The organism is Amycolatopsis sacchari (genome assembly GCF_900114035.1).
GTDB lineage: Bacteria > Actinomycetota > Actinomycetes > Mycobacteriales > Pseudonocardiaceae > Amycolatopsis_E > Amycolatopsis_E sacchari.
The window spans coordinates 1-23,831 of sequence record NZ_FORP01000041.1; the positions used below are offsets into that span (position 1 = coordinate 1).

Consider the following 23,831-nt stretch of genomic DNA (forward strand, 5'->3'; position numbering starts at 1 on the left):
AGTCACAGCCCCAGATGTCATCACTCACAGCGCCCATCCCGCCGGACCTCAGCCCGGGCGTGTCGGGCCAGAAACACCGATCTTGAAACAGTCCCCTAATGAGGCTGGGGATCGGTGTGGGGGTGGGTGTGGGCGGTGGGGCCGCTCGCGTTCGCGTCGCCGGGTGCGGTGTGGGCGGTGTGGTGGGTGGGGCCGCTCGCGTTCGCGTTGCCGGGTCGCGGTTGTGTGGGTGGGTGGGTGGGGGTGGGGCCTACCGCCGTTCTCCTACTGTCCGATTCGGTCCAGGGCCTTGAGTTCCTCCTCGGGCAGTTCCAGCTCCGCTGCCTTGATGTTGTCCCGCAGGTGCTCCACCGACGAGGTGCCCGGGATGAGCAGGATGTTGGGCGAGCGGTGGAGGAGCCAGGCCAGCGCCACGGCCAGCGGGGTGGTCCCGAGGCGCTTCGCGACGGTGTTGAGTTCCTCCGACTGCAGCGGGGAGAAACCGCCCAGCGGGAAGTACGGCACGTAGGCGATGCCCTGCTCCGCGAGCGAGTCGATCAGCGCGTCGTCGGTGCGGTGGGCCACGTTGTACATGTTCTGCACGCACACGACCGGTGCGATCTTCTGCGCCTCCGCGATCTGCTCCGCGTTGACCGTGCTCAGCCCGAGGTGCTTGATCAACCCCTGCTGCTGCAGTTCTGCCAGCGCGGTGAACGGTTCCTCGAGTGAGCCGGGTTCGGGGGCGTCGAGGCCACCGACGCGCAGGTTCACCACATCGAGGACGTCCAGGCCCAGGTGCTTCAGGTTGTCGTGCACGGACTGGCGCAGTTCCTCGGGCGAGCGGGCGTGGGGCCAGTTGCCTTCGGCGTCCCGCACCGCACCCACCTTGGTGACGATGTGCAGGTCCGCCGGGTACGGGTGCAGGGCCTCCTTGATGATCTCGTTCGTCACGTACGGGCCGTAGAAGTCCGCCGTGTCGATGTGGTTGACGCCCAGCGCCACGGCCTCGCGCAGCACGGCGACGGCGGCGTCGCGGTCGGCTGGCGGGCCGAAGACGCCCGGGCCCGCCAGCTGCATCGCGCCGTAGCCCATCCGGGCGACTTCGAAGTCGCCGAGCTGGAACGTGCCACCGGGAAGTGTCGTCATGGTTTCCTCTCTCCTTCGGTTGACAGGTCCACTGTGCAACTCGCCCGAGAATGCCTGGTAGAGGCCCTCGATCCTGGGATTGTCAGGGACAGAAACCGGCCCGCAGCCCGGGTTACCGTGGAAGTGTGAGCGGAAACAACCTGCTCGGTGACTACCTCCGAGCGCGGCGCGAGCTGGTCAGCCCCGAGAGCGTCGGCCTGCCCGTCAGCGGGCTGCGGCGCGTCGCCGGGCTGCGGCGCGAAGAGGTCGCCATGCTCGCGGGCATCAGTTCCGACTACTACCTGCGCCTCGAACAGGGCCGCGACCGCAACCCGTCCGTCCAGGTCCTCGAATCGATCGCCCGCGTGCTGCGGCTCGACCAGGACGGCACCGACTACCTGATCAGCCTCGCCGCCCCCAAACCCCGGCGCAGGCGCCCCCGCCGCGAGACGGTTCCCGCCGGCATCGCGCAGCTCCTGGAGGTCATCGGGCTCCCGGCGTTCGTCGAGGGACGGTACTTCGACGTCCTCGCCGCGAACAGCCTCGCCGGCGCGCTGTCGCCCAACCTGCGGGTGGGGGAGAACAGGCTGCGCGCCGTGTTCCTCGACCCCGCCGAGCGGGCGCTGTACCCGGACTGGGAGCACGCGACCGCCCAGCTCGTCGCGGGGTTCCGCGAGTCGGTCGGCAACGACACCGACGACCCCCGTTTCGTGCAGCTCGTCGGCGAGCTGTCCCTGGCCAGCGAGAAGTTCCGGCAGCTGTGGGCACGGCACGACGTCCACCTGCGCGAAGGCGCGCCGACGCGCGTGCACCACCCCCAGGTCGGAGACTTCACGCTGCACCGCGAAAAGCTAGCGATCAGCGGCGCCGACGGGCAGATGCTCGTCGTGTACCACGCCGAACCGGGTACGAGCGATGCCGAGAAGCTCGCCCTGCTGGCCGCATTGGCCAGCTCCGAGCAGGATCTAGGGTTCGAGCGGCCAGACCTCGACAACTCCGTGCGCGACCGCGCAGGGGGTGTGTGAGACGAGGTCGACGGCCTCGTGCAACGACGCCGCCTCGATCACCGCGAAACCGGCGACGGGTAGCGGTGCACGCACGTACGGGCCGCTCTCGGTCTCCACCCCGGTCGCATCGTGGTTGCGCACCTGGACGGGGGTGCCCGCGATGCCCATCAGCACACCGGCCTCGCGCAGCCGCTGGTCGTGCTCGTGCGCGGCGTCACGGACGCGCTGGTCGGTGCGCTCGTAGCCCCCGGAATCGCCGTAGCCGATCGTCACGAATTTCGCCATGACGGAGTAGACCCCGGCCGCCCCCGGAATTCATCGCAGCAGGGCGACCAGCTCGTACGAGCGCACGCGGTCGGCGTGGCCTTGCACCATCGTGGTGAGCATCAGCTCGTCGGCGCCGGTGTCCTCGACCAGCGTCCCCAGCCCCTTGCGCACCGTCTCCGGCGAGCCGACGACGTTGCTCCCGAACCGCTCGTCGAGCAGCTTCCGGTCGGCGTCCGTGTAGTCGTACGCCGCCGCGTCCTCCGGGGTGGGCAGCGGGATCGCGCGGCCGTGGTGCCTGCTCAGGAACCGCAGCCTCATCGGCCCCGCGAGCCACCGCGCCCGCTCGTCCGTCTCCGCGCACACGACCGCCACGGCGAGCATCAGGTACGGCTCGCGCAGCGCCTCCGACGGCCGGAACGACTCCCGGTACAGCCGCACCGCGGGCAGGGTGTTCCGCGCCGCGATGTGGTGCGCGAAGGCGAACGGCAACCCCAGCTCCCCGGCCAGTTTCGCGCTGAACCCGCTCGACCCCAGCAGCCACACCGGCGGCTTGCGGCCGATCGCGGGCACTGCGTGCACCGGGCGCTGCTCGTCCGGCTCGAAGTAGCCCAGCAGCTCGTTCAGCTGCTCCGGGAAGTCCTCCGCGCTCAGCGACGCCCGTGCACCCCGGATCGCCTGCGCCGTGTGCTTGTCCGTGCCCGGCGCGCGGCCGAGGCCCAGGTCGATGCGGCCGGGGTGGAACGCTTCGAGCGTCCCGAACTGCTCCGCCACCACGATCGGCGCGTGGTTGGGCAGCATGATCCCGCCCGAGCCGACACGCATCCGCTCCGTCACCTGCGCCACGTGCCCGATCAGCACCGCCGTCGCCGCGCTCGCCACGCCCGGGCTGTTGTGGTGCTCCGCCAGCCAGTACCGGTGGTAGCCGAGCCGCTCGGCCCGGCGGGCGAGGTCGAGGGTGTTGCGCAGCGCCGTCGCCACGTCACCGCCGCTCGGGACCGGCGCCAGGTCCAGCACCGAAAGCCGCACGTCCGGCGGCAGGCTCACAGCCATTCCCGGTCGGAGGCCACCACCGTCAGCTGCTGCGTCGCGCGGGTGAGCGCCACGTAGAGCACGCGCCGCCCCGTCGTGGATTCCGTGATCAGCTCGGTCGGCTCCACGAGCACCACCGCGTCGTACTCCAGGCCCTTCGAGTCCAGGCTGCCGACGACCTTCAACCGCTCGTCCGCCTGCACCCACCGCTGCACCTCGGGCACGCGGTCCATCGCGCAGATCACGCCGACCGTGCCCTCCACCGCGTCCAGCAGCTCCTTCGCCGCCGCCTGCGTGGACGCCTCGACGCTCGCCCGGTCGACGATCCGCACCTCCGGCTCCAGCCCCGTCGTGCGCACGGCTTCGGGCAGCTCGTCGGCCCCCGCGTGCCCGGCGACGACCTTCGCGGCGAGGTCGAAGATCTCCTTCGAGTTCCGGTAGTTGGTGCGCAGCGTGTAGCGGCGCCGCGGGGTGCGCGGGCCGAACGCCTGGTCACGGGCCTGCGCGGCCTCCTCCGGGTCGGGCCAGGAGCTCTGCACCGGGTCGCCGACGACCGTCCAGCTCGCGTACTTGCCGCGCCGCCCGATCATCCGCCACTGCATCGGCGACAGGTCCTGCGACTCGTCGACCACGATGTGCGAGTACTCGTCGTAGTGCTCGGGCCGGTGGGGGCCCTGCCCCTCGCTGCCGCGTGCCGCGGGCGCCGCGTCCAGCTCGACCGGCTGCGCCCGGCGGCGCCGCTTCGGCGGCGGGCCCACCAGGATGCGCAGCTCGTCCAGCAACGCGACGTCGGCGACCGACCAGTCCCGCTCGCGGTCCGCGAAGGACGCGGCCAGCAGGTCCACCTCGTCGCGCTTGAGCACGCCCTTGCCCGCGCGCGACAGCCGCGCGGGATCGCCCAGCCAGCGCAGGATCTCGCCGGGGTAGAGCACCGGCCACCACACGACGAGGAACCGGTGGAAGTCGATCCGCTCACCCAGCTCGGTGATCAGCTCCGCCCGGTCGACCGTGCGGCCGTCGGCCTTCGCGTTCTCCTCCGCCTTGTCCGCCAGCGCTTCGAGCAGCGTCTCGGCGGCGCGGATCCGGGAGCGGTTCGGCGGGCCGCCGTGGCCGTGCACCTTGCGGCGCACCTTCTCCAGCTCCTTGGTGGTCAGCTTGAGGACCTCGCCGCGGTAGACGATGCGCATCTCGCCCGGCACGTCCGGCGGGGTGTCACGCATCGCCTTGGTCAAGACCTTGCGCATGCGCAGCGAACCCTTGATCGCCGCGAGGGGCGCGGGGTCCTGCCGGGTCGCCACGACGCCGTCGAGCACCTCGCCCAGCGCACGCAGCTCGACGTTCGTCTCACCCATCGACGGCAGTACGCGCGAGATGTAGTTCGTGAACACGCCGGACGGGCCGAGCACGAACACGCCGGCGCCGCCGAGCTGGCGGCGGTAGCGGTAGAGCAGGTACGCGGCGCGGTGCAGCGCGACGGCCGTCTTGCCCGTGCCGGGCCCGCCGGTGATCTCCGTGACGCCGCGCCACGGCGCCCTGATCACCTCGTCCTGCTCGCGCTGGATGGTGGCGACGATGTCGCGCATCTTCTCGCCCCGCGAACGGCCCAGCGCGGCCATCAGCGCGCCCTCGCCGACGATCCGCATGTCCTCCGGCACGGCGTCCGGGATGAGCACGTCGTCGTCCACGTCGAGCACGGTCTGCCCGGAGCAGCGGATGACGCGGCGGCGCACCACGTCCATCGGCTCCTCGGCGGTCGCCTGGTAGAACGCGGCCGCCGCGGGCGCGCGCCAGTCCGTGACGAGGTTGTCGAACTCCGCGTCGCGGATGCCCAGCCGCCCCACGTAGATCTTCTCGTTGCCGACCTGGTCGAGGCGCCCGAACACCAGGCCCTCGTACTCGGCGTCGAGCGTCTGCAGCGTCTGGTTGGCGTGGAACACCATCATGTCCCGCTCGAACAGCATCGACGCCTGCTCGAACACCGCCTCGCGCTGGGCGCCGTGCCCGATCTCGTACCCCTTGGCGCGCATGGCCTCCGCCTGCGCCCGCAGTTCCGCGAGCCGGCTGTAGACGCGATCGACGTGCTCTTGCTCGATGGCGATCTCGGCCCGTCTGACCCGGGGTTCCGACACGCAACGCTCCTACGACTCACTCCCGCAACAGGAAGAACGACTCTACGCGTGCTCCCGGAAGCCTTCACCAAGTCCCGGCCACAAAAACGCGGCTGCGAAGATGGCGGCGTGACCAGGATCGTCGCCGGGCGGGCGGGAGGCAGACGGCTGCGGGTGCCGCCGCAGGGCACGCGGCCGACGTCCGAGCGGGTCAGGGAATCCCTGTTCAACGCCCTGCAGGCCGCCGGCGAGCTCGACGGCGCCCGCGTGCTCGACCTCTACGCGGGCTCCGGCGCGCTCGGGCTGGAGGCGTTGTCGCGCGGCGCGGCGGACGCGGTGTTCGTCGAGTCGGACCGGCGCGCGTTGCAGGTGCTGCGCGGAAATGTGGCGGAACTCGCCCTGGGCGGCGCGGTGCGCGCGGGTCAGGTGGAAAGCGTGCTGGCCCAGCCCGCCGAGAAGCCGTTCGACGTGGTGCTGGCGGATCCGCCGTACGCGCTGGACGCGGGCAGGCTCGGCGCGGTGTTGCGCGCGCTGGCGGACGGGGGCTGGGTCGCCGAGGACGGGCTCGTGGTCGTCGAGCGCGCGCAGCGGGACGGCGAGCCGTCCTGGCCGTCCGGTTTCGAGCCACTGCGGACCATGCGGCACGGCGACACGGCCTTGTACTGGGCCGAGTACGTCACTTCACCGCGCCGCGGGCAGTGAGCACGCGGTAACGTCCGCGCCATGGTGCGTGCGGTCTGTCCCGGTTCCTACGATCCCGCGACGAACGGGCACCTCGACGTCATCGAGCGGGCGAGCAAGCTGTTCGACGAGGTCGTGGTCGCCGTGATGATCAACAAGAACAAGCGCGGGCTGTTCACGATCGACGAACGGCTGTCGATGTTGTCCGAGATCACGGCCGGGCTGCCCAACGTCCGCGTGGATTCGTGGCACGGGCTGCTCGTGGACTACTGCCGTCAGCACGACGTCAAGGCGATCGCGAAGGGCCTGCGCTCGGTCAGCGACTTCGACTACGAGCTGCAGATGGCGCAGATGAACCGCGAGCTGTCGGGTGTGGAGACGCTGCTCATGTCGAACAACCCGCAGTACGGTTTCGTGTCCAGCTCGCTGGTCAAGGAGGTCGCGACCTACGGCGGGGACGTGAAGAACCTGGTCCCGGACGTGGTGTTCGAGCGGCTCACGGCGAAGCTGGCGGAACGTAACTCGGACGGCTGACGACGTTCGTCGGGGATTTCCCCGGCGCTCACCGGACCGGGTTACGGTCCGAAAGTGACCGACAAACCGCGCCGGTTTGTTACCGGCCTGCTCGCCCTGCTGATCACGCTGTTCGCCGGGCTCGGGGCGGCCGCCCCCGCGGCGTCCGCGGCCCCGGTCTCGATCGCCCAGGCGTCGTGCGGCGACACGTCCGGCTTCAGCGTCGTCTCGCTCGGCTCGCTGCCGCCCGAGGCGACGGACACCTACGAGCTGATCCAGCGGGGCGGGCCGTACCCGTACCGTCAGGACGGTTCGGTCTTCCAGAACCGCGAAGGCCTGCTGCCCGCCTGCTCCAGCGGCTACTACCACGAGTACACAGTGGAAACCCCCGGCAGCGACGACCGCGGCGCCCGCCGGATCATCACCGGCGCCGGTGGCGAGTACTTCTACACCGGCGACCACTACGCGAGCTTCAAGCTGATCAACATTTGACACGCCCGGAAGCTCACCTCCCGGCGCTTTCCCCGCTGACCCGGCAAACTGGAACGAGCCAGCGGGGAAGGGCCAGTCAAGGAGTTGCCGTGTACCGGGTGTTCGAGGCTCTCGACGAACTCGTCACGATCGTGGAAGAGGCACGTGGGGTGCCGATGACGTCCAGCTGCGTGGTGCCGCGCGGGGACGTGCTGGAACTCCTCGACGACGTCCGGGACGCGCTGCCGCGCGAGGTCGACGACGCGCAGGACGTGCTCGACAAGCGCGACGAGCTGATCGACAAGGCGCGCGCCGAGTCCGACGCCATGGTCAACGGCGCCCGCGCCGAAGCCGAGACCACGCTCACCGAGGCCACCGAAGAGGCCGAGCGGATGCTGGAGGACGCGAGGGCCCGCGCCGAGCAGATCATGGCCGACGCGCACGCCGAGGCCGAGCGCATGGTCGCCGCCGGGCAGGCCGAGTACCAGAACCTCGTGGAGCGTTCGCGCGCCGAGTCGGAGCGGATGATCGAGGCCGGGCGCGCCGCCTACGAGCGTGCGGTCGAGGACGGCAGGCACGAGCAGGCCAGGCTCGTCTCGCAGACCGAGGTCGTGCAGGCCGCGCACGCCGAGTCGGCCCGCATCGTGGACGAGGCGCACGCCGAGGCCGACCGCCAGCGCGCGGACTGCGACGCCTACGTGGACGGCAAGCTCGCCGAGTTCTCCGAGCTGCTGTCGACGACGCTGCGCACCGTGGATTCGGGCCGCAACCACCTGCGCACCCCGCCGAGCGTCAGCTCCCGCACCCCGCTCTACGACTTCCAGCCCTGAGGCCCGGTACGCTGGTGGGGTTGCCCATCTCACCACGATCCGAGTGCACCGAAATGTCTGACGACAAGATTTCCCTCGACACGCGCAACCCCTGGGTCATCGACACCCGGGAGCTGGGGCGCCGTGCCGGGCTGAGCCGTACCGTCCAGCGGAAGGTGCCCGTGAGCACGGCGCTGGGCGTGCCCGACGTGATCGTCGTGCCCGAGGGTTCCGAGGTCGAGCTGGACCTGCTGCTGGAGTCCGTCGTGGAGGGTGTGCTGGTCACCGGCACCGCCTCGGCGCACACCACCGGCGAGTGCTCGCGCTGCCTCGACCCGGTCGAGGACGACGTCGAGATCGAGCTGACGGAGCTGTTCGCCTACCCCGACTCGACCACCGACGCCACCACCGAGGAGGACGAGGTCGGGCGCCTGGTCGACGACCGGATCGACATGGAGCCGGTGGTGCGGGACGCGCTCGTGCTGGCCCTGCCGCAGGTGCCGCTGTGTCGCGAGGACTGCCCCGGGCTGTGCCCGGAATGCGGGAGCAAGTGGGCCGATCTCGAGCCCGGACACGGGCATGAGACCATAGACCCTCGGTGGGCCGCGCTGGTCGAGCGTCTCGGAGACTCTCCGGCGGGTGGCCCAGACCAGGAAGCTTGACGGGCAGCAGCTCGTGGGCATTGGAAGCAGGCTCGCGCGAGCGAGCAGACCTTGAACGAGGAGATGTAGTCGTGGCCGTCCCGAAGCGGAAGATGTCGCGAGCCAACACGCGCACCCGCCGGTCGTCGTGGAAAGCGGCCCCGGTCCAGCTGGTGCCCTGCCAGAACCGCGCCTGCCGGCAGCCGAAGCCGCAGCACGTGGCCTGCCCGACCTGCGGCCAGTACGACGGTCGGCAGGTCGTCGAGCCCGCCTGAGGCTGACGCGAGATGGGGGGTAAGTCGAAGCCGGGAGGGCCGGCTGCCGACCCAACACCACTACTCGAAGCGCTCGGCGTCAAGTTGGACGCCGAGCTGCTTCGTCTTGCGCTGACCCACCGGTCGTACGCCTACGAGAACGGTGGGCTGCCGCCGAACGAGCGGCTGGAGTTCCTCGGTGACGCCGTGCTGGGGCTCGTCGTCACCGACCACCTGTACCGCGAGCACCCGGACCTGCCCGAGGGGCAGCTGGCGAAGCTGCGGGCCAGCGTGGTCAACATGCACGCGCTGGCGGGGGTCGCGCGCGGCCTCGGCGAGGGCGGGCTGGGTGCGCACCTGCTGCTCGGCAAGGGCGAGGAGCTGACCGGTGGCCGGGACAAGGCGAGCATCCTCGCCGACGGTCTCGAAGCGATCATCGGTGCGGTGTACCTGGCGCACGGGATCGAGGCCGGGCGCCAGCTCGTGCACCGGTTGTTCGACCCGCTGCTGGCGGAGGCCCCGTTGCGGGGCGCCGGGCTCGACTGGAAGACGAGCCTGCAGGAGCTGACCGCGTCGGCGGGGCTCGGGGTGCCGGAGTACAAGGTCGAGGACACCGGTCCGGACCACCGCAAGGAGTTCAGCGCCACGGTGCTGGTCGCGGGGCGGGATCTCGGGCACGGGGACGGCACCACGAAGAAGGAAGCGGAGCAGAAGGCCGCCGAAGCGGCGTGGCGCGCGCTGAACGACGAGCTGAAGCCGCAACAGGAAGCGTCCGCGGACTAGCGGAAGCGCCGGGTGTCCGGTTCGCGTCGACCGGTGCGTCTTCGGGGCCACCACCAGGTCCGGGATGAAGACCTTGTGCACGACACGGGCGATTGCAGTGGCGTCAGCGCGGTTCCGCCTTCGGTGGGGACAGTAACCTGGAGGGGTGCCGGAACTTCCCGAGGTCGAGGTCGTGCGCGCCGGGTTGCAGGCGCACGTGGCGGGGCGCGTCATAGCGCGGGTCGAGGTGCTGCACCCCCGGGCGATCCGGCGGCACGCGCTGGGCCCGGAGGACTTCACCGGCAGGCTCGCGGGGGCCCGGATCGAGGCGGCGCGGCGGCGCGGCAAGTACCTGTGGCTGGAGCTGTCCGACAAGGAGGCCATCCTCGCGCACCTGGGCATGAGCGGGCAGATGCTCGTCCAGCCGGAGGGCGCGCCCGACGAGAAGCACCTGCGCGTCCGAGTCCAGTTCGACGACGACGGGCCGGAGCTGCGGTTCGTCGACCAGCGCACCTTCGGCGGTCTCGCGCTGGCCGATCTCGTGGCCACGGACGGCGAACTGCTGCCGACCCCCATCGCCCACATCGCACGTGACCCGATGGACCCCGCGTTCGACCCGAAGCAGGCCGTGCGCGCCTTGCGTTCCCGCCGCACGGAGGTCAAGCGGGCGCTGCTCGACCAGACCCTGGTCTCCGGAGTGGGCAACATCTACGCCGATGAGGCGCTGTGGCGGGCGAAGCTCCACTGGTCCCGCCCCACGGAGAAGCTCACCAACGCACAGGGGACAGCCCTCCTGGAAGCGGCAACCGAAGTCATGGGTGAAGCGCTACAGGCGGGCGGCACGTCCTTCGACGCCCTGTACGTCAACGTGAACGGCCAGTCGGGCTACTTCGACCGCTCCCTCAACGTCTACGGCCAGGCAGACCGCCCCTGCACCCGCTGCGGAACCCCCATCCGCCGAGAACCCTTCATGAACAGGTCCTCGTACTACTGCCCGAAATGCCAACCACGGCCACGGACAAACCGGAAGTAGCCACAACCACACACAGCGGACACCCGGCAACGCAACGGAAGCGGCCCCACCGCCCACACCCACCCCCGCGCCGATCCCCAGCTGTGAACACTCAAGGATCGGGGCGGGGGGCCGCTCGAGCAGGGCGCTCCGCGCCTGGTGAACCCCGGTACCCGGGCACTCAGGCGAGCAAAGAGAAAAGAAAAAAGAATGCCTCGCCGGCGGGCAATACCGCTAAGTTTAGGCGAGTTTCCGCAGCTCAGAGGCGTTTGGAGGCGTCGCCCACAGAGCGGTCACACCCCGACAGAACAGTTGCCTCAATTGAAGATTCCCCTCAACCGCAACGGCGACTGTCTCAAGTGGAGAACCGCCTAACCGGCGGGAACGACTGAACAGAGCCTCCGGTAACGCCCTGACCAGGTAAAACGTACTAACTTAGCGGTATTGGCCGGCGGGCAGGCTCCAGGATGATGGACCCCAAAGGGATCTCACCTCGGGCAGGTGGTCGAGTTGAGTGATCATCCCGTCGCCTGCGGTTGGTGCCTATCGCCCGGTGTCAGGCGACGGGATGATCACCCAACTCTCGGGGGTTCGGGGGCCTACGCCCTCACGCCCCTCGCCCCGTCTTCTGCTGCAACTCGTCGATCAGCTTCGACGCGTCTGCCTTCGAAAGGTTCTCCGGTACCTCCACCTGTGCCTCCTGGGCGAGGGTGTGCAGGTACGAGCGCTGCGGGCCCGTCATCGGCTCCTCGCCCGTGGTCCAGTCTTCGGGATCCTTCTCCGGGTTTTCGCTCATGTGTTCCCAGTACCCATCCTGTCCGCGAGCCAATCCTGGCGGACACGACGAGGGCCCCGCGCCGGTCGACGCGGGGCCCTGGGACGGGAGGATCAGCTGTTGAGCGCGCTGCGGGCGGCGAGGTTGGCCAGCAGCTCACGGCCGCGCTCGGCGGTACGCGGCTGGCTGAGCACGTCGTACCTGCGGGCCACCAGCTGGCTGTGCGAAACGAAGTCGCGACGGCCACGGGTGGCTCCGTAGCTCACGGCCGCGAACACCATGCTGAACGCGACGCCGGCGACGAGCCCGATCAGGATCGGCAGGAGGCCGGCCCCGGTGCTGAACATGCTCAGCAGCAGGCCGACGAACAGGCCGAACCAGGCGCCGGACATCGCGGCGCTGCCGAGCACCCTGCCCCAGCTGAGCTTGCCGGCAACGCGTTCGACGAGCATCGGCTCGACGCCGACGATCGTGACGTCCGCTACCGGGAAGTCGTTGTCGGCAAGGTGGTCGACGGCCCGCTGGGCTTCCTCGTACGAGGCGTACGACCCGATGGGCCAGCCGGTCGGCAGCGTCGGCAGCTGCGGGGTGGCGGGGGCGTTGCTGAAAGCGGTCTGCGTGAAAGCTTGGGTCATCTCTCTCACCTCTCTACCCCCATCAACGCACGCCCCGCCCCCGTTGTGCCTTATGCCGGGATTTCACAGCTGATTTTCAGGGTGTGGCCCGCACCACCTAACCCAGCTGCAGCTCCGGCCGGTACAGGTCGAACCAGTGGTGCAGGTCGAGCGTGCGGTCCAGGCCGTGCCGGACGACCGTGCTGATCTCACGCGGGTCCGTGCCGACGGCCTCGGTCAGCCAGTTCCGGTCGATCAGCTCGAACACCGGGCTGTCGTGCTGTGCGAGCACCTCCTTCGCCTGCTGCTGCAACGCTTCCGCGTACCCCGGGTCCTGAGTGGACGGATACGGGCTCTTCACCCTGTCCACGACGGACTGCGGCAGCACGTGCTTCGTCGCGTGGCGCAGCAGGCTCTTTTCCCTGCCGTCGAACGACTTCAGCGACCACGGGGTGTTGTAGACGTACTCGACGAGCCGGTGGTCGCAGAACGGCACGCGCACCTCCAGGCCCACGGCCATCGACGCGCGGTCCTTGCGGTCCAGCAGCATCCGCACGAAGCGCGTCAGGTGTAGGTGGCAGATCGTGCGCATGCGCTGCTCGAACTCGCTCGCCCCGTCCAGGTGGTCCACCTTCGCGACCGCACTGCGGTACTGGTCGGCGACGTAGTCGTCGATGGCCAGTTTCGCGCTGACGTCGGCGCGCAGCACGTTCGTGCGCTCGTGCAGGCCCGTCTGGAACGCCAGCCACGGGAACGTGTCCGCGGTGCGCGCGTTCTCGTCGTGGAACCACCGGTAACCGCCGAACACCTCGTCCGCGGACTCACCCGACAGCGCCACCGTGGACTCGGCCCGGATCGCCTTGAACAGCAGGTACAGCGACGTGTCCATGTCGCCGAGGCCCGCGGGGATGTCCCGCGCCCTGATGACCGCGCGCCGCACGTCCGGGTCCGTCAGGGCCTTCGGGTCGAGCATGACGTCCTGGTGCGCCGAGCCGACCAGCTGCGCGACGTCCCGGATGAACGGCGAGTCCGGCGTGTCCCGCATCTCGTCGGGCTTGAAGTTCTCCTCCTGCCCGAAGAAGTCCACGGAGAACGTGCGCAGCTGCTCGCCCTGCTCCTTCAGGTGCGCGGCGGCCAGCCCCGTGACGGCGCTGGAGTCGAGCCCGCCCGACAGCAGCACGCAGCGCGGCACGTCGGCGACGAGCTGCCGGTGCACGATGTCGGTCATCAGCTCGCGCACGCGCGCGACGGTGGTCTCCTGGTCGTCGGTGTGCTCGACGGCGTCGAGCCGCCAGTACGTGTGGGTGTGCACGCCGTCCCGGTCGACGCGCACGATCGTGCCCGGCTCGACCTCGTGCATGCCCTGCCACAGCGACCAGCCCGGCGTCTTGACGAACGCGAACAGCTCACGCAGCCCGTCGGCGTCCACCACACGGCGGGCCAGCGGGTTGGCGAGGATCGCCTTCGGCTCGGAACCGAACAGCACCCCGTCACGGGTGGGGTAGTAGTAGAACGGCTTGATCCCCATGCGGTCGCGGATCATGACGAGCTTCTCGTCGCGGGCGTCCCAGATCGCGAACGCGTACATGCCGTTGAGGTGGTCGGCGACGGCCTCGCCCCACTGCAGGTAGCCGTGCAGCACGACCTCGGTGTCGCTGTCCGTCTCGAACTCGTGCCCCAGGCCCGCGAGCTCGGCGCGCAGCTCGGTGAAGTTGTAGGTCTCGCCGCTGTAGACCATGGCGACCTCGCCGTTCGGCGTGCGCACCGACATGGGCTGGCGGCCGCCCGGCAGGTCGATGATGGCGAGCCGGCGGTGTCCCAGCGCGGCGTGCGGCGCGATCCACGTGCCCTCGTCGTCGGGACCCCGGCACGACATGGTCTCCGTCATCGCGTCGAGGGTTTCACGCCGCTGGGTGAGGTCGGCGTCGAACGACACCCAGCCGGTGATACCGCACATGGTCTGCCTCCCGGTTTGCTTAGCTAGTACAACTATGTAACACAGTGGTAACACGCGAGTGCTTCTGGTGTCTGCGCGATATGTCCGGAGTGCCTGACTGGATTACGCGTGGTGTGCGGAGTCTCACGTGCAGTCAAGAACGCGTAAATGCCGCGCCCAGGCGCGTCAAGAGGCCGTCAGCGCAGGTCAAGTCCGCACGCGCCGGGCCGCACAGTGGTCGCCGGGCGGTCACCGGACCCGGTGACCCACACAGGAAGGTGCGAAGTGGCGGACCTGCTGTACGCCGTGCTGTTGATCGCCGTGTTCGCGGTGCTCGCGCTCACGCTGCGCGGTTTGGAGAAGCTGTGACCGGAACGTCCGTGGTGGCCAACGTCGTCGGTGGCGTGCTGGCACTGGGGTTGATCGTGTACCTGTTCCTCGCGTTGATCAGGCCGGAGAAGTTCTGATGAACGATCTGTCCGCCGGCCTGGTCCAGGTCGGCATCCTGGTGGTCGCACTGGCGGTGGTCTACAGACCGCTGGGCGACTACATGGCGCGGGTCCTGTCCACGGACAAGCACCTGCGCGTCGAACGCGGGCTGTACCGCCTCTTCCGCGTCGACCCCGGCGCCGAGCAGCGCTGGCCCACCTACGCGATGGGCGTGCTCGCGTTCTCGTTCGTGTCCGTGGTGTTCCTCTACCTGCTGCAGCGCCTGCAGGCCTTCCTGCCGCTGAACTTCGGCAGGGGAGCGGTGAGCCCCGGCGTCGCGTTCAACACGGCGGTCAGCTTCGTCACCAACACGAACTGGCAGTCCTACGTGCCCGAAACGACCATGGGCCACGTCGTCCAGATGGCCGGGCTGACCGTGCAGAACTTCCTGTCGGCCGCCGTCGGGCTGGCCGTGGCGGTCGCGCTGATCCGCGGGTTCGTGCGCTCGCGCACCGACCGGCTCGGCAACTTCTGGGTGGACCTCACCCGCGGCACCGTGCGGATCCTGCTGCCGATCTCGTTCGTGTTCGCGATCGTGCTGGTCGCGCTCGGCGTGGTGCAGAGCCTGCACTCGGGCGTCGCGGTGACGAACCCGGGCGGCTCGCAGAGCACGATCGCGCTCGCCCCCGCGGCGAGCCAGGAGGCGATCAAGGAACTCGGCACCAACGGCGGTGGCATCTTCAACGCCAACTCCGCGCACCCCTTCGAGAACCCCAACGCGTGGACCGATCTCATCGAGATCTTCCTGCTGCTCGTGATCCCCGTTTCGCTGACGCGCACGTTCGGCACGCTCGTCGGCAACCGCAGGCAGGGCTACGTGCTGCTGTCGGTGATGGGTCTGCTGTGGACGTTCGTGCTCGTCGTGACCTGGTGGGCGGAGACGCACCCGAACGGCCCGGCCGCGCTGCTCGCCGGCGCCAACCTGGAGGGCAAGGAACAGCGGTTCGGGGTCGGCGCGTCCTCGCTGTTCGCCACGAGCACCACCGGCACCTCGACGGGTGCGGTGAACTCGATGCACGACAGCTTCAGCGGGCTCGGCGGCGGAATGCCGTTGCTGCACATGATGTTCAGCGAGGTCTCGCCGGGCGGTGTCGGCACGGGGCTGTACGGGATCCTCGTGCTGGCGATCATCGCGATGTTCCTCGCGGGGCTGATGGTCGGGCGCACGCCCGAGTACCTCGGCAAGAAGCTCGGCAAGCGGGAGGTGACCGCGGCCGCGATCTCGATGCTGGCCATGCCGACGGTGCTGCTGCTCGGCGCGGGCACCGCGTTGCTGCTGCCCGGCACGACGGCGGCGATGGGCAACAGCGGCCCGCACGGGCTGTCCGAGGTGCTCTACGCCTACACCTCGACGGCCAACAACAACGGCAGCGCGTTCGGCGGGATCACCGTGACGAACGGCTGGTTCCAGTCCTCGTTGTCGGTCGCGATGCTGATCGGCCGGTTCGTGCCGATCGTCGCGACGTTGTGCCTCGCCGGTTCCCTCGCCGCGCAACGCAAGGTGCCCGAAACCAGCGGCACCCTGCCGACGACCGGGCCGCTGTTCGGTTCGGTGCTCGCCGGCACCATCCTGCTCGTCGCGGCGCTGACGTTCATCCCGGCGCTCGCGCTCGGTCCCATCGCGGAGGCAATGGCGTGACCATCACAGAAGAAAAACCCGCGCCCGTGCAGGAAACGGGCGGCCGCGTCGCCGGGGGTGTGTTCAGTCCGCGGCAGCTGCTGGTGTCGCTGCCCGAGGCGGTGCGCAAGCTCAACCCCCGCCACCAGGTGCACAACCCCGTGATGTTCGTGGTGTGGGTCGGTTCCGCGCTGAGCACCGTGTTCGCGATCGCGGACCCGAGCGTGTTCACCGTCCTCGTGGCGCTGTGGCTGTGGTTCACCGTGGTGTTCGCCAACCTCGCCGAGGCCGTAGCGGAAGGGCGGGGCAAGGCGCAGGCGGAAACGTTGCGGCGCACCAAGAAGGAGACCGTCGCGCGGCGGCTCACCACTGCCGGTGCCGAGGAGCGCGTGCCCGGGGTCGAGCTGAGGATCGGTGACCTGGTCGTCGTCGAGGCGGGGGAGACGATCCCGGGCGACGGCGACGTGGTCGAAGGGATCGCGACCGTCGACGAGTCGGCGATCACCGGCGAGTCCGCGCCGGTGATCCGCGAGTCCGGCGGCGACCGCTCGGCCGTCACCGGCGGTACGACCGTGTTGTCCGACCGGATCGTCGTCAAGATCACGACGAAGCCCGGCGAGACGTTCGTGGACCGGATGATCGCGCTGGTGGAAGGCGCTTCCCGGCAGAAGACACCGAACGAGATCGCGTTGACGATCCTGCTGTCGACGCTCACGATCATCTTCCTGCTCGCCGTGGTGGCGCTGCAGCCGATGGCCGGGTACTCGGGCAGCCAGCAGTCGGTGATTGTGCTGACGGCGTTGCTGGTGTGCCTGATCCCGACCACGATCGGCGCGCTGCTGTCGGCGATCGGCATCGCCGGGATGGACCGGCTGGTGCAGCGCAACGTGCTCGCCACGTCCGGCCGAGCGGTCGAGGCCGCCGGTGACGTGTCCACGCTGCTGCTCGACAAGACGGGCACGATCACCTTCGGCAACCGCAGGGCGACCGAGCTGATCCCCGTGGGCGGCGCGAGCCGTGACGCGCTGGTCGAGGCGGCGCGGCTGTCCAGCCTCGCCGACGGCACGCCGGAAGGCCGCAGCATCGTCGAACTGACCGGGCCCGCCACCGGTGAGCCGGGCGGCGAGTTCGTCCCGTTCACCGCGCAGACCCGGATGAGCGGGATCGACCTGCCGGGACGCCAGATCCGCAAGGGTGCCGCGGGCGCGGTGCGGGCGTGGGTGCGGGAGCAGGGCGGTGACTTCCCCGACGAGGCCGACCGCGTGGCCGACGAGATCGGTCAGCAGGGCGGCACGCCGCTCGTCGTGGCCGAGGTCTCGGGCGGGAGGGCGTTCGTGCACGGCGTCATCCGGCTGTCGGACGTCGTGAAGCCCGGCATGCGCGAGCGGTTCGGCGAGCTGCGGGCGATGGGCATCAAGACGGTGATGATCACCGGCGACAACCCGCTCACCGCACGCGCCATCGCGGAGGACGCCGGGGTCGACGACTACCTCGCCGAGGCCAAGCCCGAGGACAAGATGGCCCTGATCCACAAGGAGCAGGAGGGCGGGCGGCTCGTCGCGATGACCGGTGACGGCACGAACGACGCGCCCGCGCTGGCCGCGTCCGACGTCGGCGTCGCGATGAACACCGGCACCATGGCGGCCAAGGAGGCCGGCAACATGGTCGACCTCGACTCCGACCCGACGAAGCTCATCGAGATCGTCGAGATCGGCAAGCAGCTGCTCATCACACGCGGGGCGCTCACCACGTTCTCCATCGCCAACGACCTCGCGAAGTACTTCGCGATCCTCCCGGCGATGTTCGTGGCGATCTTCCCGCAGCTGGCGGGGCTGAACATCCTGCACCTGCACTCGCCGGAGTCGGCGATCCTGTCCGCGGTGATCTTCAACGCGCTGATCATCGTGGTGCTCATCCCGCTCGCGCTGCGGGGCGTGCGGTACAAGCCGTCGAGCGCGTCCTCGCTGCTGCGGCGGAACCTCCTCGTGTACGGGGTCGGCGGCATCGTGACGCCGTTCCTCGGCATCTGGCTCGTGGACCTCGTGGTCCGCTTCATACCGGGAATCGGGTAGTGCTCATGAAGGTCTGGTTCAAGCAGATGGGCGCGGGACTGCGCGTGCTGCTGGTGTTCACGGTGCTGCTGGGGGTGGTCTACCCCCTCGGCGTGTGGGCGGTGTCCCGGATCCCGGGCCTGGAGGCACGCGCGGAGGGCTCGGTCGTGACCGTCGACGGGAAGGCGGTGGGGTCCTCGCTCATCGGGATCGACCCGGTGCCCGCCGACCCCGCGCGGGACCCGTACTTCCACACGCGGCCGTCGGCGACGGGCGACCCGTCGACGTCGGGCGGCTCGAACCTGGGCGGCTTCAGCGACAAGCTGGTCCAGCAGGTCCAGGAGCGGAAGGCCACCATCGCCCAGCGGGAGGGCGTCTCGCCGGACGCGGTGCCCGCGGACGCCGTGACGGCTTCGGGGTCGGGCGTCGATCCGACGATCAGCGTGGCCTACGCCGAGCTGCAGGTCCCGCGCGTCGCCCGCGTGACGGGGCTGCCCGAGGCGCAGGTGCTGGAACTCGTGCGGCAGCACACGACCGGCTACGGCATCGGCGTGCCCGGGGTGAACGTCCTGGAACTCAACCTCGCCGTGGCCGCCGCGGAGGCACACTGAGGACGTGGACGAACAACAGGAGCGGCCGCGCCGGGGTGAACTGCGCATCTACCTCGGCGCGGCTCCTGGCGTCGGCAAGACCTTCGCCATGCTCGGCGAGGCGTGGCGCCGCAAGGAACGCGGCACCGACGTCGTGGTCGGGCTCGTCGAGACGCACGGTCGGAAGAAGACCGCCCAGCTGCTCGACGGCATGGAGGTCGTGCCGCGCCGCCGCGGCGTCTACCGGGGCAGCGAGTTCACCGAGATGGACGTCGAGGCCGTCCTCGCCCGCGCCCCCGAAGTGGCCATTGTGGACGAACTCGCGCACACGAACATCCCGGGTTCCCGGCACGAGAAGCGCTGGCAGGACGTGGAGGAGCTGCTGGAGGCGGGCATCGACGTGCTGTCCACGGTGAACGTGCAGCACCTGCAGAGCCTCAACGACGTGGTGGAGAAGATCACCGGCGTGCCGCAGCAGGAGACGGTGCCGGACGAGGTGGTGCGCAAGGCCGAGCAGGTCGAGCTGGTCGACATCACGCCGGAGGCGCTGCGGCGGCGCCTCGCCCACGGCAACGTGTACCCGGCGGAGCGCATCGACGCGGCGCTGAGCAACTACTTTCGGCCGGGCAACCTGACCGCGTTGCGGGAGCTGGCGCTGCTGTGGGTCGCCGACCAGGTGGACGTGGCGCTCCAGCGGTACCGCGCCCAGCAGCGCATCACGGACACGTGGGAGACGCGGGAGCGCGTCGTCGTGTCGGTGACCGGCGGGCCGGAGAGCGAGACGCTGATCCAGCGCGGCAGCCGGATCGCGGCGCGGGCGGGTGCGGAGCTGCTGGTGGTGCACGTCCTGCGGGGCGACGGGCTGACCGGTGTCGGCCCGGCCGAGATGGGGCGCTTCCGCAAGCTCGCCGAGGACCTGGGCGCGACATTCCACACCGTGGTCGGGGACGACGTGCCCACTGCGTTGCTCGACTTCGCCCGCGGGGTGAACGCGACGCAGCTCGTGCTCGGCACGTCGCGCCGGTCGCGGCTGGCGAGGCTGTTCGACCAGGGCATCGGCGCGACGGTGGTGCAGCGGTCGGGTGCCATCGACGTGCACATGGTGACGCACGAGGAGGCGGGCGGGCGGTTGCGGAAACTGGTCAACCGCAGCCCGATCGCGGCTTCGCGGCGGGTGTCGGGCTGGGTGCTCGCGCTGCTGCTGCCCGCGGTGGCCACGGCCATCGGCGCGCTGCTGCGCAGGGAACTCGACTTCTCCACCGACGTCGTGGACTACTTCCTCGCCACCGTGCTGGTGGCGCTGGTCGGCGGGCTCGGGCCGGCGCTGCTCGCGGCGTTCCTGTCGGCCGGGCTGCTGAACTTCTTCTTCACCGAGCCCTTCTACACGCTGACCGTGCACGCGCAGAGCAACGTGATCACGCTCGTGGCGATGGTCGTCGTCGGCGTGCTGGTGGCGCTCGTCGTGGACACCGCCGCGCGGCAGGGGAAACTGGCGGCGCAGGCGCGGACGGAGGCCTCGCTGCTGGCGTCGTACGCGAAGACGGTGCTGACCAACACGGCGCCGTTGCCGCGGTTGCTGGAGAAGGTGCGGGAGAACTTCGGGCTGGAGGCCGTCAGCCTGGTCGAGAAGCGGGATGGCGTGTGGCACCGCGTGGAGGAGTGCGGCCCGAACCCGTGCGGCGAGCCCGACGAGGCCGATGTGGACGTTCCGGTGACGGCCGATGTGCACCTGACGTTGCGCGGCAGGGCCTTGCCCGCGGCGGACCGCCGGGTGCTGGAGGCGGCGGCCGGGCAGGCGTTGCTCGCGTTGCGGCAGCAGCGCCTGGCGGCGGCGACGGCGCGGGCGGAGCGCAAGGCGGAGGCGACGGAGCTGCGGACGGCGTTGCTGTCGGCGCTGGGGCACGACCTGCGCACGCCCCTGACCTCGATCAAGGCGTCGATCGGGAGCCTGCGGGCGCAGGACATCGAGCTTTCGCCGGAGGACACGGAGGAGTTGCTGGCCACGGCGGAGGAGTCGACGGACCGGCTCGCGGGTCTGGTGGACAACCTGCTGGACTCCTCCCGCCTCGCGACGGGCGCCGTGCGGCCGCAGCTGCGCCCGGTCGGGTACGACGACGTGGTGGCGCACGCCCTGTCTACTGTGGACAATTCGGAGTCGGTGGTGGTGTCGGTCGACGCGCGCCTGCCCGCGGTGCTGGCGGACCCGGGGTTGCTGGAACGGGTGGTGGCGAACGTGATCGACAACGCGCTGCGGCACGGGCGCGGTCCGGAGCCGGTGCAGGTGCGGGCGAGCACGCACGCCGAGTACGTGGAGCTGCGGGTCATCGACCACGGGCGAGGGCTGAAGAAGGGCGCGAGCGATTCGGCGTTCGCGCCGTTCCAGCGGTTGGGGGACAGGGACAACACGCCGGGGATCGGGCTGGGCCTGTCGGTGGCGAAGGGGTTCACCGAGGCGATGGGTGGCACGATCAGGGCGGAGGACACGCCGGGTGGCGGGCTGACGGTGGTCGTCTCGCTGCCGGCCGCGCGGGAGGGGCAGCGATGACGGCGGCGAAGGTACTGGTGGTCGACGACGAGCCGCAGATCGTGCGGGCGTTGCGGATCAACCTCGCGGCGAGGGGCTACCAGGTGATCACGGCGCACGACGGCGCGGCGGCGCTGCGGGCGGTCGCGGATACCAAGCCTGATGTGGTGATACTGGACCTCGGGTTGCCGGACATGGACGGCAACGAGGTGATCGCGGGCCTGCGTGGCTGGACGACGGTGCCGATCATCGTCCTCTCGGCCCGCAGCGATTCACCGGACAAGGTGCAGGCACTGGACGCGGGCGCGGACGATTACGTGACCAAGCCGTTCGGGATGGACGAACTCCTGGCGCGGTTGAGAGCGGCCGTCCGGCGATCAGCGGTGTCCACATCGGACGAAGTGGAGGCCGTGGTGAAAACCGAGGCGTTCACGGTCGATTTGGTGGCGAAGAAGGCGGAACGCGATGGTCAGGAGGTGCACCTGACCAAGACCGAGTGGGGCGTGCTGGAGCTGCTGGTGCGCAACCGGGGCAGGCTGGTGTCGCAGAAGCAGCTGCTGAGGGAAGTCTGGGGCCCGACGTACGAGAACGAGACCCACTACCTGAGGGTCTACCTGGCCCAACTCAGGCGAAAACTGGAACGGGAACCAAGCCGCCCCAAACACCTGCTCACAGAACCGGGCATGGGCTACAGATTCGAAAACTAAGAAACCGCGCCGCACCACCCACACACCGCACCCGGCGACGCGAACGCGAGCGGCCCCACGCCCCGCTCCTCCCCCGCCTCGATCCCCAGCTGCTGAACAATCAAGGGGATGGGGCGGGGGAGGGGCCGCTCGAGCAGGGCGGCCACGCCCGGTGGACCCCGGTGCCTGGGCTCTCAGGCGACCAGGGAAAAAAGAAACGCCTCGCCGGCGGGCAATACCGCTAAGTTTAGGCGAGTTTCCGCAGCTCAGAGGCGTTTGGAGGCGTCGCCCACAGAGCGGTCACACCCCGACAGAACAGTTGCCTCAATTGAAGATTCCCCTCAACCGCAACGGCGACTGTCTCAAGTGGAGAACCGCCTAACCGGCGGGAACGACTGAACAGAGCCTCCGGTAACGCCCTGACCAGGTAAAACGTACTAACTTAGCGGTATTGGCCGGCGGGCAGGCTCCAGGATGTTGGGGGCCCAAAGGGATCTCACCTTTGGGTGGGTGGGCGAGTTGAGTGATCATCCCGTCGCCTGCGGTTTGTGCATATCACTTTGACCCAGAGCCGCAAGCTTTGGTCTTTCGGCCGCCGGTCCCGGCGCATGTTGCGGCCCTGGCTCAAAGTGATCCACCGGTATCAGGCGACGGGATGATCAGCCAACTCTCGGGGTGGCTGTGCTCGGGCCTACGGCCCTCACCCCTGCCCGGAAGTCTCCGAACCGCCACTGGACGAGGAGCTGTCCGGGGTGCTCGTCGTCGTGCTGGTCGAGCTGCTCGCGGGCGGCTCGGACGAGCTGCTGCTCGGCGTCGTGGAGTGCGTGGGGCTGCTGGAACTGCTCGTCGGCGAGCTGCTGGACGGCCCGCTCGTCGGCGGCTTGGTCGACGTGTCGTCACGCGGGGGGCTCGTCGGGTCCGTCGGGGTGATCGGGTTCGTCGGGGGGATCTGCGTGCCCGGCGGGATGTACGTGCCGGGTGGGATCGGGGTGCCGGGCGGCAGGACGACGGGGTTCGCACCGGAGCCGGGGGCCGGGAGGATCGTCACGACGGGCTTGCCGTCCGGGCCGACCGTGACGACCGCCGTCGGGGACGTCGCCGGGTCGGGCTGGGCGGAACCGGCGACCGTCAGTGTGCCCGGCACTGGGTTGCCCGGGATCAGCTGCGGGCCGGACGACGAGTTCGCGTTGCCGGCCTTCAGATCACCGCCGGCGACGATCGACGGTGACGACAGCTCCGCGATGCCGCCGAAAGCCGTGGCGAGCACGACCCCGCTGACCGCCAGCAGGACGTATCCGCTGCGCTTGGTCCGAGACGCGGAATCGCGTGGGGGCGCCACTTCGGCGCGCTGACCCGAACGTGACCCGGACTGGGTCATGGTGGCTCCTTGCTGAGAGATCTCGGCTTGTCCTGCCCGGGCGGAGTAGCCCAGGCGGGTGGACGCGACGGGCAGGTTAGCACCGACGGTTAACGGAGTGCGAGCTGCGCGGCGCTCACCGTTAACTGTCCGCAGTCATTTCGGTGCGGCACGATGGGAGCCGTGACTGCGGAACAGGAAGCGGTGCGGCTCACCGCGTGGGTCAGCGGCCGGGTGCAGGGTGTCGGTTTTCGCTGGTGGACCCGGTGCCGCGCGCTCGAACTGGGCTTGGTGGGCAGCGCGGCGAACCTGCCGGACGGACGCGTCGAGGTCGTCGCGGAGGGGCCCAAGGATCACTGTGAGCAGCTTGTCGTCGCGCTCCGTTCGTCATCCTCACCCGGAAGTGTGGATCAGGTGGTCGAGCACTGGTCGCCCGCCCGAGGGGGCCTGACCGGCTTCGCGGAGAAGTGACGCCGCGCCTCCCGCAGCCGCCGTCCGCGCCTCGGTAGACTCAACCGACCGGCAGAGGTTCG

General features: G+C 70.0%; 24 protein-coding genes. 17 read left to right on the plus strand and 7 right to left on the minus strand.

From position 1 onward, the window contains the following. Window positions 1–264: 264 nt before the first annotated feature. Window positions 265–1,125 carry an aldo/keto reductase family oxidoreductase gene (locus tag BMZ92_RS34975; RefSeq protein ID WP_091516730.1) on the minus strand — a complete coding sequence of 287 codons (861 nt, stop codon included), beginning with the start codon at window positions 1,123–1,125 and terminating at the stop codon, window positions 265–267. A gap of 125 nt (window positions 1,126–1,250) precedes the next feature. Here BMZ92_RS34975 and BMZ92_RS34980 point away from each other — a divergent pair, with 125 nt between their 5' ends. Next, complete coding sequence (locus BMZ92_RS34980; RefSeq protein WP_245783435.1) at window positions 1,251–2,129, plus strand: helix-turn-helix domain-containing protein; 879 nt, start codon at window positions 1,251–1,253, stop codon at window positions 2,127–2,129. Here BMZ92_RS34980 and BMZ92_RS34985 read toward each other — a convergent pair. From BMZ92_RS34985 to BMZ92_RS34995, 3 genes are read right to left on the minus strand one after another with little or no spacing between them, the layout of a single operon-like run. After that, on the minus strand, window positions 2,070–2,396 hold the full coding sequence (locus BMZ92_RS34985) for a YciI family protein (protein ID WP_091516734.1): 327 nt from the start codon (window positions 2,394–2,396) through the stop codon (window positions 2,070–2,072). The two genes, BMZ92_RS34980 and BMZ92_RS34985, sit on opposite strands and share 60 nt — an antisense overlap. Window positions 2,397–2,426: 30 nt before the next feature. After that, window positions 2,427–3,428, minus strand: a complete 1,002-nt coding sequence (locus BMZ92_RS34990) for an LLM class flavin-dependent oxidoreductase (RefSeq protein WP_091516736.1) — start codon at window positions 3,426–3,428, stop codon at window positions 2,427–2,429. Next, the gene (locus tag BMZ92_RS34995; protein WP_091516738.1) at window positions 3,419–5,536 is read right to left on the minus strand and encodes a HelD family protein; all 2,118 of its coding nucleotides are present in this window, start codon (window positions 5,534–5,536) and stop codon (window positions 3,419–3,421) included. Before BMZ92_RS34995 ends, BMZ92_RS34990 begins: the two co-directional genes overlap by 10 nt. 108 nt (window positions 5,537–5,644) lie before the next feature. On the opposite strand from BMZ92_RS34995, the gene rsmD reads away from it, so the two are divergent. From rsmD to mutM, 8 genes are all read left to right on the plus strand, one after another. Next, the gene (rsmD, locus tag BMZ92_RS35000; RefSeq protein WP_091516740.1) at window positions 5,645–6,217 is read left to right on the plus strand and encodes a 16S rRNA (guanine(966)-N(2))-methyltransferase RsmD; all 573 of its coding nucleotides are present in this window, start codon (window positions 5,645–5,647) and stop codon (window positions 6,215–6,217) included. A gap of 21 nt (window positions 6,218–6,238) precedes the next feature. Beyond that, complete coding sequence (gene coaD / locus BMZ92_RS35005; protein WP_091516743.1) at window positions 6,239–6,730, plus strand: pantetheine-phosphate adenylyltransferase; 492 nt, start codon at window positions 6,239–6,241, stop codon at window positions 6,728–6,730. A 54-nt stretch (window positions 6,731–6,784) separates the two neighbouring features. Continuing rightward, window positions 6,785–7,201: a guanyl-specific ribonuclease gene (locus tag BMZ92_RS35010; protein ID WP_091516745.1), complete on the plus strand. Its 417-nt coding sequence runs from the start codon at window positions 6,785–6,787 to the stop codon at window positions 7,199–7,201. Between the two features lie 89 nt (window positions 7,202–7,290). Beyond that, entirely contained in the window at window positions 7,291–8,010 is a 720-nt protein-coding gene (locus tag BMZ92_RS35015) for a DivIVA domain-containing protein (protein ID WP_091516747.1), read from the plus strand. A 53-nt stretch (window positions 8,011–8,063) separates the two neighbouring features. Next, window positions 8,064–8,651: a YceD family protein gene (locus BMZ92_RS35020; RefSeq protein ID WP_091516749.1), complete on the plus strand. Its 588-nt coding sequence runs from the start codon at window positions 8,064–8,066 to the stop codon at window positions 8,649–8,651. Between the two features lie 71 nt (window positions 8,652–8,722). After that, window positions 8,723–8,905 carry a 50S ribosomal protein L32 gene (rpmF, locus tag BMZ92_RS35025; RefSeq protein ID WP_091516752.1) on the plus strand — a complete coding sequence of 61 codons (183 nt, stop codon included), beginning with the start codon at window positions 8,723–8,725 and terminating at the stop codon, window positions 8,903–8,905. 12 nt (window positions 8,906–8,917) lie between these two features. Further along, window positions 8,918–9,667: a ribonuclease III gene (gene rnc, locus BMZ92_RS35030; RefSeq protein WP_091516755.1), complete on the plus strand. Its 750-nt coding sequence runs from the start codon at window positions 8,918–8,920 to the stop codon at window positions 9,665–9,667. A gap of 145 nt (window positions 9,668–9,812) precedes the next feature. After that, window positions 9,813–10,679, plus strand: a complete 867-nt coding sequence (gene mutM / locus BMZ92_RS35035; protein WP_091516757.1) for a bifunctional DNA-formamidopyrimidine glycosylase/DNA-(apurinic or apyrimidinic site) lyase — start codon at window positions 9,813–9,815, stop codon at window positions 10,677–10,679. 586 nt (window positions 10,680–11,265) lie between these two features. Here mutM and BMZ92_RS35040 read toward each other — a convergent pair. From BMZ92_RS35040 to asnB, 3 genes are all read right to left on the minus strand, one after another. After that, window positions 11,266–11,454 carry a DUF3072 domain-containing protein gene (locus tag BMZ92_RS35040; RefSeq protein WP_091516760.1) on the minus strand — a complete coding sequence of 63 codons (189 nt, stop codon included), beginning with the start codon at window positions 11,452–11,454 and terminating at the stop codon, window positions 11,266–11,268. Window positions 11,455–11,546: 92 nt separating this feature from the next. Then, window positions 11,547–12,068: a YflT domain-containing protein gene (locus tag BMZ92_RS35045; RefSeq protein ID WP_091516762.1), complete on the minus strand. Its 522-nt coding sequence runs from the start codon at window positions 12,066–12,068 to the stop codon at window positions 11,547–11,549. Window positions 12,069–12,165: 97 nt separating this feature from the next. Beyond that, window positions 12,166–14,004, minus strand: a complete 1,839-nt coding sequence (gene asnB / locus BMZ92_RS35050; protein ID WP_091516764.1) for an asparagine synthase (glutamine-hydrolyzing) — start codon at window positions 14,002–14,004, stop codon at window positions 12,166–12,168. Between the two features lie 344 nt (window positions 14,005–14,348). On the opposite strand from asnB, the gene kdpF reads away from it, so the two are divergent. The 8 genes from kdpF to BMZ92_RS35090 all read left to right on the plus strand — a co-directional run bounded on the left by kdpF (window position 14,349) and on the right by BMZ92_RS35090 (window position 23,769). Continuing rightward, a complete protein-coding gene (gene kdpF, locus BMZ92_RS35055) occupies window positions 14,349–14,450 on the plus strand; it encodes a K(+)-transporting ATPase subunit F (RefSeq protein WP_091516767.1) in 102 nt (33 codons plus the stop codon). Then, window positions 14,450–16,111 (plus strand): potassium-transporting ATPase subunit KdpA, encoded by a 1,662-nt coding sequence (kdpA, locus tag BMZ92_RS35060; protein WP_091516769.1) that lies wholly within the window; start codon window positions 14,450–14,452, stop codon window positions 16,109–16,111. Before kdpF ends, kdpA begins: the two co-directional genes overlap by 1 nt. Beyond that, the gene (gene kdpB, locus BMZ92_RS35065; RefSeq protein WP_091516772.1) at window positions 16,108–18,162 is read left to right on the plus strand and encodes a potassium-transporting ATPase subunit KdpB; all 2,055 of its coding nucleotides are present in this window, start codon (window positions 16,108–16,110) and stop codon (window positions 18,160–18,162) included. The genes kdpA and kdpB overlap by 4 nt, the downstream gene beginning before the upstream one ends. A 5-nt stretch (window positions 18,163–18,167) precedes the next feature. Then, window positions 18,168–18,752, plus strand: a complete 585-nt coding sequence (locus BMZ92_RS35070; protein ID WP_091516798.1) for a potassium-transporting ATPase subunit C — start codon at window positions 18,168–18,170, stop codon at window positions 18,750–18,752. A gap of 4 nt (window positions 18,753–18,756) precedes the next feature. After that, a complete protein-coding gene (locus BMZ92_RS35075) occupies window positions 18,757–21,276 on the plus strand; it encodes a sensor histidine kinase (protein ID WP_091516773.1) in 2,520 nt (839 codons plus the stop codon). Next, window positions 21,273–21,962, plus strand: a complete 690-nt coding sequence (locus tag BMZ92_RS35080) for a response regulator (RefSeq protein WP_091516776.1) — start codon at window positions 21,273–21,275, stop codon at window positions 21,960–21,962. The genes BMZ92_RS35075 and BMZ92_RS35080 overlap by 4 nt, the downstream gene beginning before the upstream one ends. Before the next feature lie 731 nt (window positions 21,963–22,693). Next, on the plus strand, window positions 22,694–23,293 hold the full coding sequence (locus BMZ92_RS35085; RefSeq protein ID WP_091516777.1) for a hypothetical protein: 600 nt from the start codon (window positions 22,694–22,696) through the stop codon (window positions 23,291–23,293). A 179-nt stretch (window positions 23,294–23,472) separates the two neighbouring features. Continuing rightward, on the plus strand, window positions 23,473–23,769 hold the full coding sequence (locus BMZ92_RS35090) for an acylphosphatase (RefSeq protein ID WP_091516780.1): 297 nt from the start codon (window positions 23,473–23,475) through the stop codon (window positions 23,767–23,769). Window positions 23,770–23,831: the final 62 nt, after the last annotated feature.

Excerpts from the sequence above, each read along its gene's own strand:
- BMZ92_RS35020 (WP_091516749.1), top strand. The coding sequence starts at position 8,064 with ATGTCTGACGACAAGATTTCCCTCGACACGCGCAACCCCTGGGTCATC.
- BMZ92_RS35070 (WP_091516798.1), top strand. The coding sequence starts at position 18,168 with ATGAAGGTCTGGTTCAAGCAGATGGGCGCGGGACTGCGCGTGCTGCTG.
- rnc (WP_091516755.1), top strand. The coding sequence starts at position 8,918 with ATGGGGGGTAAGTCGAAGCCGGGAGGGCCGGCTGCCGACCCAACACCA.
- BMZ92_RS35090 (WP_091516780.1), top strand. The coding sequence starts at position 23,473 with ATGGGAGCCGTGACTGCGGAACAGGAAGCGGTGCGGCTCACCGCGTGG.
- kdpA (WP_091516769.1), top strand. The coding sequence starts at position 14,450 with ATGAACGATCTGTCCGCCGGCCTGGTCCAGGTCGGCATCCTGGTGGTC.
- BMZ92_RS34975 (WP_091516730.1), bottom strand. The coding sequence starts at position 1,125 with ATGACGACACTTCCCGGTGGCACGTTCCAGCTCGGCGACTTCGAAGTC.
- BMZ92_RS35045 (WP_091516762.1), bottom strand. The coding sequence starts at position 12,068 with ATGACCCAAGCTTTCACGCAGACCGCTTTCAGCAACGCCCCCGCCACC.
- BMZ92_RS35080 (WP_091516776.1), top strand. The coding sequence starts at position 21,273 with ATGACGGCGGCGAAGGTACTGGTGGTCGACGACGAGCCGCAGATCGTG.
- BMZ92_RS34990 (WP_091516736.1), bottom strand. The coding sequence starts at position 3,428 with ATGGCTGTGAGCCTGCCGCCGGACGTGCGGCTTTCGGTGCTGGACCTG.
- asnB (WP_091516764.1), bottom strand. The coding sequence starts at position 14,004 with ATGTGCGGTATCACCGGCTGGGTGTCGTTCGACGCCGACCTCACCCAG.
- coaD (WP_091516743.1), top strand. The coding sequence starts at position 6,239 with ATGGTGCGTGCGGTCTGTCCCGGTTCCTACGATCCCGCGACGAACGGG.
- BMZ92_RS35040 (WP_091516760.1), bottom strand. The coding sequence starts at position 11,454 with ATGAGCGAAAACCCGGAGAAGGATCCCGAAGACTGGACCACGGGCGAG.
- BMZ92_RS34985 (WP_091516734.1), bottom strand. The coding sequence starts at position 2,396 with ATGGCGAAATTCGTGACGATCGGCTACGGCGATTCCGGGGGCTACGAG.